This is a genomic window from Pseudoalteromonas sp. ASV78, assembly GCF_047806705.1.
In the GTDB taxonomy this organism is placed as follows: Bacteria; Pseudomonadota; Gammaproteobacteria; order Enterobacterales; family Alteromonadaceae; genus Pseudoalteromonas; species Pseudoalteromonas prydzensis_A.
This window is the reverse complement of sequence record NZ_JBLOPA010000001.1, coordinates 1237607-1244293: the sequence shown is the minus strand read 5'-3', so window position 1 is coordinate 1244293 and position 6687 is coordinate 1237607. Positions and strand designations below refer to the sequence as shown.

6 protein-coding genes are annotated in these 6687 nt (G+C 39.2%); all 6 read left to right on the top strand.

What is annotated here, in order from left to right:
- The first annotated feature begins 58 nt into the window (after positions 1 to 58).
- The 6 genes from ACMVDV_RS05670 (at position 59) to ACMVDV_RS05645 (ending at position 6452) form a co-directional block, all read left to right on the top strand.
- A complete protein-coding gene (locus tag ACMVDV_RS05670; protein ID WP_416157489.1) occupies positions 59 to 1012 on the top strand; it encodes a TauD/TfdA family dioxygenase in 954 nt (317 codons plus the stop codon).
- 96 nt (positions 1013 to 1108) lie between these two features.
- The gene (locus ACMVDV_RS05665) at positions 1109 to 2476 is read left to right on the top strand and encodes a serine hydrolase domain-containing protein (RefSeq protein ID WP_416157488.1); all 1368 of its coding nucleotides are present in this window, start codon (positions 1109 to 1111) and stop codon (positions 2474 to 2476) included.
- 271 nt (positions 2477 to 2747) lie between these two features.
- Complete coding sequence (locus ACMVDV_RS05660; RefSeq protein ID WP_304185594.1) at positions 2748 to 3305, top strand: YcjF family protein; 558 nt, start codon at positions 2748 to 2750, stop codon at positions 3303 to 3305.
- Between the two features lie 86 nt (positions 3306 to 3391).
- Positions 3392 to 3565 carry a hypothetical protein gene (locus ACMVDV_RS05655; protein WP_304185593.1) on the top strand — a complete coding sequence of 58 codons (174 nt, stop codon included), beginning with the start codon at positions 3392 to 3394 and terminating at the stop codon, positions 3563 to 3565.
- A 152-nt stretch (positions 3566 to 3717) separates the two neighbouring features.
- On the top strand, positions 3718 to 5376 hold the full coding sequence (locus ACMVDV_RS05650) for a cyclic peptide export ABC transporter (protein ID WP_416157487.1): 1659 nt from the start codon (positions 3718 to 3720) through the stop codon (positions 5374 to 5376).
- Positions 5373 to 6452: a prohibitin family protein gene (locus tag ACMVDV_RS05645; RefSeq protein ID WP_416157486.1), complete on the top strand. Its 1080-nt coding sequence runs from the start codon at positions 5373 to 5375 to the stop codon at positions 6450 to 6452. The genes ACMVDV_RS05650 and ACMVDV_RS05645 overlap by 4 nt, the downstream gene beginning before the upstream one ends.
- Positions 6453 to 6687 lie beyond the last annotated feature (235 nt).

Here is a 6687-nt window from a genome sequence, read left to right as displayed (position 1 = left end):
AAGTGGGGGAGCTATGTTCTACAGTAAACCCCTTACCTATTAAAAGGATGGAAATGAAATGGATCAGTTATTAGCAATAGATATGGCTTTAGACACCGGCAATAGCGATTGTCGAGTGCATGATATGAGTGCTGAAAAGCAAAGTGGTTTGGCATGGGTTAAAGCCAATACTGACTTAATAAATGATTGGGTAAATCAAGATGGTTTTGCGCTACTGCGAGGACTAAATATTGTTAGTACGCATCAATTTAGTACTATTTTAGAAACTATCTTTGGTGAGCCTCTAAAACAGTATGTGTATCGTTCTTCGCCACGCACTGCGTTGAAGAATAATATTTATACCACCACAGAATACCATGCTGATCAGGTGATTTTGCAACACAACGAAAATGCTTATTCGAATAGTTGGCCGATGAGAATGGGGTTTTTCTGTGTGGTGCCAGCGACGACTGGGGGCAATACCCCCTTGGCCGATAGTAGAGCTGTGTATAACCACATACCCGTGCAGATCAGAGAAAAGTTTGAGCGCTTAGGTGTTATGTACGTGCGAAACTACGGCGATATTGATTTACCTTGGCAAGAAGTGTTTCAAACACAGAGTAAAAGTGAAGTTGCACAGTATTGCCATGCAAACGACATACAATTCGAATGGGTTGATGGCGATAAATTGCAAACACGTCAATGTCGCCCTGCGGTTGTTACTCACCCCTCAAGTGGTGAAAAAGTCTGGTTTAACCAAGCCCATCTTTTTCATTGTTCAAGTATGGACAGTGCAGTGGTGCAATCAATGCGAAGTAGTATTGGTGAAGCACATTTGCCCCGTAATGCTTACTACGGTGATGGCACGCACATTGACCCACAAGATATAGCCGCGATCAATGATGTGTATCGTGGGCTTACATTCTCTTATCAATGGCAGCGCAATGATATTTTGTTGCTTGATAACATGCTGTACACCCATGGACGAGAGGCATATAGCGGTCCTCGAAAAGTACTGGTTGGCATGGCCTAACTGGTTGTTATTATAAGAAGTTTACTAAGACTATGTTCACTTTGTTAGCAGTGATGATTTTGGCAAAGAGATGTGGCTATTGACAGGAGAAAAATAATGAAATGGCTTACGCATGTAAAATTTAAAATCATGATTGTCTGCTTATTAAGTTTGATCTTAGCGTCTTGTTTGCAAAAAAAGAGTGTGGCAAAAAATGTCACTATCACAGCGACTCAGATAGAAATGATTGCTGTAACAGTGCAGGAATATTGCGACACTTTAGTCTTTTTTGGCACTGTGTATATTACTTCTGCTGATGCGGTTGTCTACGAGGCAAATTGTGGGCCGCAAAATATGCAATATGATATTGCAAATACTACCGAGTCAAAATACCGAATTGGTTCTAACACTAAAGCATTTGCAGCAACCATGTTAATGAAAATGCTCAAAGGCAAAGATTTAAGAACCCAGACTATAGGTGACTATTTACCTTGGTTTCCTAAAAATCAATGTGCGGATGTGTCATTGCACAATTTATTGACTATGTCTTCAGGCATTAATAATTACAGTGATAATGAAGATGTTTATGATAATTATGGTTGGCGGCCGTTTCTTTATGATCAAACGCTAAATTTAAATGGCCCTGAAGATTTCAGTAATCGTTTCTGTACTTGTACAGAACAAGATGAAAAACCGACATTTACCCCGGGCTCTAAATATCAATATAGTAATTGTAATTATTATTTAATCGGCAATATTATTGAGCAAATTGCTGCGGGTAGCCAAGGCGATATTGATCGCAGCTTTTGGTTCGAAAACCTCCTTAAAGAACAAATATTAGATCCGATCAATATGAACGATAGTGGTTCATTTAGCGCTATTGGCGTGTATCAAAATATGACCACAGGTTATATCTCAAATCAAAATCCATATTTACCACTAGCCAATGGCCGGCCTCCCTTAGTCGGCGGTCCTGCACCATATGAGAATATTTTAAAGAATCCTTATAGCAATCCACTGGTACTTTATGCTGCTGGTGATATGTACTCAACAGTGACTGATATGCATAAGTGGGATCAGGCATTGTACACAAGTAAAATTTTAGATGAGGCACAAAAGGTAGTGGCATTTGCACCTTATGCTAATACCGATAACAGCACGCAATGCGAATACTATGGCTATGGTTGGTTTGTTACATTTATTGACCCGTTACAGTTTGGCAAAGTTGCCGATTGTCCATCCGATCCTGCTGATGCCAATCTGCGAAAGTATGAAAAATTTTTACAGTACTCAGGTAGTTATCCATATTCATGGGTGACGAGCTTTAATCGTTTAGTGGAACGGGATCAGTCAGTGATGGTCTTTAGTAATTACGTTAAAACAGGACTAGAGTCGGACTGCATCGCAAGTGAGATCAGAAATATAATTTTTTACAGTGATAAGCACCGTGAACAGAAGTGCCAAGCGCTATTAATTGATGCGTAAAGTTGTGTCGATGGATTAATAAGTGCCAAAAGAATTGCATTGCTTAGTCCCTTGCATTAGCAATGGGCTAAGTACTAATAAAGTTGGAACCAAACCTGAACAAGGAGTGGTTGTAGTCCAATTACTGTTTGCATGTTTATGCAAAGTGTTACTTTTCTTTTTATATTCATGAAAAGAAAAGTGAAAAAGGGCAAGTTACTGACTAAAGTTTGATTAGAGCAGTAATTTGGTGGGTTCAACAACTGTTAATTTAATTCATAGAGGAAAAAATATGACAGCGGCAAAAACAGCGAAGGACGAAAAGGCGAATACTGACACCGTTTCTGAGCAACAAGCAGATCTCGTTGAAGCAGAAAATCGAGTGGCTGTAGCGCAGATAATTGTCGATAAGTATAGCAAATGGTCATTTGGCAGCGGACTTATTCCAATTCCAGTGGTTGATTTGGTAGCTTTGACAGGTATTCAAATAAAAATGATTGATGAGATTGCTAAGGTATATGGCCAATCCTATAGTGAGAATAAGCTGCGAGGCACTATTAGTGCCGTAATTGGTGGCTCTTTTCCACAGACATTAGGTGGGGCTGGTTTAAGTAGTTTCCTCAAGGCTATTCCTATCATTGGAACACTCAGTTCCATTGCATTTATGCCTGTGATCTCGGCGGCATCTTCGCATGCAGTCGGTTCTACGTTTATTCGACACTTTGAAAATGGCGGTACATTGATAAACCTTAATTTAGCAAGTATTAAAGGTGATATCTCTGAGATCGCAGCGAAGTATCGTAAAGACAAAGGTGATGTAAGTGCTCAACCAAGCCAAGCTGCAGTGTAAGTAGAATGAGCTAAACCCTAAATAAACCAGCAGTTATTGCTGGTTTATTTATCAATTGATTACAGCTTAACTGAAAGGAATTAATAATGATCGTCATTTTATATTTAGGATTATGTTTATTGTGTGGTTACTGGGGGCGAAATACGTTTGCAGGCCCTGTTGGCTTTTTTTTGCTTTCGCTGATGCTGACACCTTTTGTTGGTTTATTAATATTGATTTTTGCGCATAAAAAAGAGTCGACACATAGCCAAGATACATAACAACTAATACAGCGACATGGATAACAACGTTTAACGCTCAATTACTTATACAGCTTAGTTAAACCATTTGTTTAGAAAGCAGTGGTACTACTACTTAGCTGTGCGTTAATGGGTGTTGATAAAGACCATCAAAAACAATAAAAGACCCTAACATGGTATTATACGATTTAATTAGTCGAAACATCACAGTTAAAAAAAGAACATTTGCTGCGCTAGGCTGTATTTCCGGATTAGCAAATGCCCTCGTTTTAGCGCTAATAAATAATGTTGCGGAAAATATTGCTGATATTCACCGCGAAAATCATATTCTTTATTATCTCGCTTTATTTTCGTTAACCATTGCTATTTATGGTCTCACCCAACATAGATTAATGACTAAAGCCGCAAAAATGGTTGAACAGGCCATAGATGGGTTACGTGTCGAGTTATTTGAATGTGTTCGTCATACAGAACTGGCGACCTTAGAGAAGATTGGTAAAGAGAAAATTTTTACTACGCTAAGCAAAGAATTACAGACTATTTCTCAGTCTGCACAATTGTTTGTGATTATAGGACAGTCAATTAGCTTAGTTTTTTTTACATCTATGTATATTGCATATCATTCCTTTGTCGCTTTCATTGTGTTGGCCGTACTGATTATGCTTGGAGGCAGCATTCACCGACTGCGGGCAGACGAAATACAAAAGAATATGCAGCAGTCATTTGAGAGCGAAAACAAATTAATTCAACGCTTATCTGATTTACTCGATGGCTTTAAAGAAGTAAAGCTAAGTGTGCCAAGAGCGGATGATCTTGAATATGAGTTTGCAATGGACTCAGCACGCGCTAAACGCTCGAAGACCAAAACACAAACTTTGTTTGCCAGCGATTTTATTTTATCGCAAATCAGTTTTTTTGCGGCAACTGGGGCTATGGTTTTTATTGTCCCCGTGTTATCGCATGTCTACACCGATGTGGTTATTAAAGTCACCACAGCTTCGCTATTTTTAATTGGCCCGATCACCAGTATTGTCGGCGGTATTCCTATTTTTACCGCTGCCAGTGAGGCAGGGCAAAATGTGTTAGCGTTGGAAAAGGAGTTGCAGTGTGAACAGGAAAAAACTCAACATACAAACTCGGCTCATGCTGAGCTTGCAACATTTGAGCAGATACAATTAAGTGGTGCATATTATCAGCATAATCGTGCCCCAGGTGAACATGCCTTCGTAGTTGGGCCCATTGATTTTCAGCTGCAGCGGGGCAAAATTACGTTTATTACTGGGGGAAACGGAAGCGGAAAAACCACCTTTATTCGTATGCTCACCGGTTTATATGAGTTACAGGCTGGAAAAATACTCCTTGATGGTCAACAGCTCAATGAAACTTCGCTGCAAGGTTATCGTAGCTTATTTACAGCGGTATTTTCTGACTTTCATTTATTTAAACAGCTGTATGGTATTCACGATACAAAACAGCAAGAAATTGATGAATGGTTGGCATTTTTAGAAATGAACACCAAAGTGAGTATCGTCGATGGTCAATTTAGCACGGTTGACTTATCGTCAGGACAGCGAAAACGTTTAGCGCTATTGAGTACAATTTTAGAAAATCGACCTGTATATATTTTTGATGAATGGGCAGCCGATCAAGACCCTATTTTTAGGCGTAAATTCTACGAGCAAGTGTTACCGCGACTCAAAGCAAGAGGAAATACAGTGATTGCAATTACCCATGATGATACATACTTTCATTTAGCCGATGCCCACTTAAAAATGGTGGAAGGGCAGTTAACCGATAATAACGATATTGTAAGCAATGGGGTCTCATCATGAATATTGTCATTACTCCCGATTTGACCCTGTTGGTGCTTGCGGGTTTACTGCTTGCAGTATTAATCACTAATATCAGTATGCGGTTTATTAAACGTTACAAGCCTAAATTTCATAAACGTATATTGTCATGGCGTTTTAGGGCCGGGATCACATTACTGATTTTTATGTTTCTAGCCATGGTGCTGGTGCCAGTGATGTTTATTAAAATTGATTCAGGCCAAGTCGGAGTTTTGTGGAAACGTTTAGGCGGTGGTACCTATTTGGAAAAACCGTTTGGTGAAGGAACCGTGTTAGTGTTGCCTTGGGATACGCTAACTTTATATTCTAGTCGATTTCAAACCGCTGATGAAACCATCCATGCTATTACGTCGCAGGGCTTACAAATTTCGTTAGAGGTGACTGTGCGTTATCGACCTGTGGTCGCACAAATACCTTATCTACATAAATTAGTTGGCACGGATTACCTAAAAGAAACAGTGTTACCCGAGGTTAACTCTGCAGTGATCATGATTGTATCGCGTTACACGGCAGAGCAAGTGTACGGTAATATGCGTTTACAAGTACAAAAAGAGCTTTTAGATGAAGTATTAAAGGAACTGCAATTACAAGAAAAAACAATTTTACAGCAAGAGAAAACAACGCATACAGAGCAAGTGTTAGTTAATTTGGATGATATGTTGATCAAACGCGTTAATATCCCAGAAAAGGTCCATAATGCGATTATCGCAAAAGTGAATCAAGATTATTTGAATGAAGAATACGACATGCGTTTAGTTGTAGCCAGAAAAGAAGCACAACGTAAAAAAACGGAAGCTGAAGGGATCCGAGATTTTCAGCAAACAGTCAGTGGTGGTATTTCTGAAACTTATTTACGCTGGCGAGGGATTGAAGCGACCGTAGAGTTGGCCAAATCTAACAATAGTAAAGTTGTGGTGATAGGTGGTGGTAAAGATGGTTTACCATTAATTTTGAACACAGAAACAACGCAAGGCTCAGTCGCGCCAAGCCCTATACTACCTAGTACAACAGCTGAACAAGCGGTTATGAAGGATGATCCTGCTTTACCATTCAAGTAAACGCCTGCCAGTGCAGAAAAAACAGTTTATAGCCAGTTAGTCGCTCGTATATTATAAAATAACGCGCTAATGGCTTTTGCTGTTATAGACTAAAAGGTGTGATGTTGACACCTTTTAGTCTTACTACTGAATCTTGTTTCAGTAAAAATCCGTTTTTATAAAGTCTATAAGTTAATTTTATTCATCTATCGGGTTTATTTTTATCGTTTGTCGAAATTGAGCTAACACTCTAAAG

Excerpts from the sequence above, each read along its gene's own strand:
- ACMVDV_RS05670 (WP_416157489.1), top strand. The coding sequence starts at position 59 with ATGGATCAGTTATTAGCAATAGATATGGCTTTAGACACCGGCAATAGC.
- ACMVDV_RS05665 (WP_416157488.1), top strand. The coding sequence starts at position 1,109 with ATGAAATGGCTTACGCATGTAAAATTTAAAATCATGATTGTCTGCTTA.
- ACMVDV_RS05660 (WP_304185594.1), top strand. The coding sequence starts at position 2,748 with ATGACAGCGGCAAAAACAGCGAAGGACGAAAAGGCGAATACTGACACC.
- ACMVDV_RS05655 (WP_304185593.1), top strand. The coding sequence starts at position 3,392 with ATGATCGTCATTTTATATTTAGGATTATGTTTATTGTGTGGTTACTGG.
- ACMVDV_RS05650 (WP_416157487.1), top strand. The coding sequence starts at position 3,718 with ATGGTATTATACGATTTAATTAGTCGAAACATCACAGTTAAAAAAAGA.
- ACMVDV_RS05645 (WP_416157486.1), top strand. The coding sequence starts at position 5,373 with ATGAATATTGTCATTACTCCCGATTTGACCCTGTTGGTGCTTGCGGGT.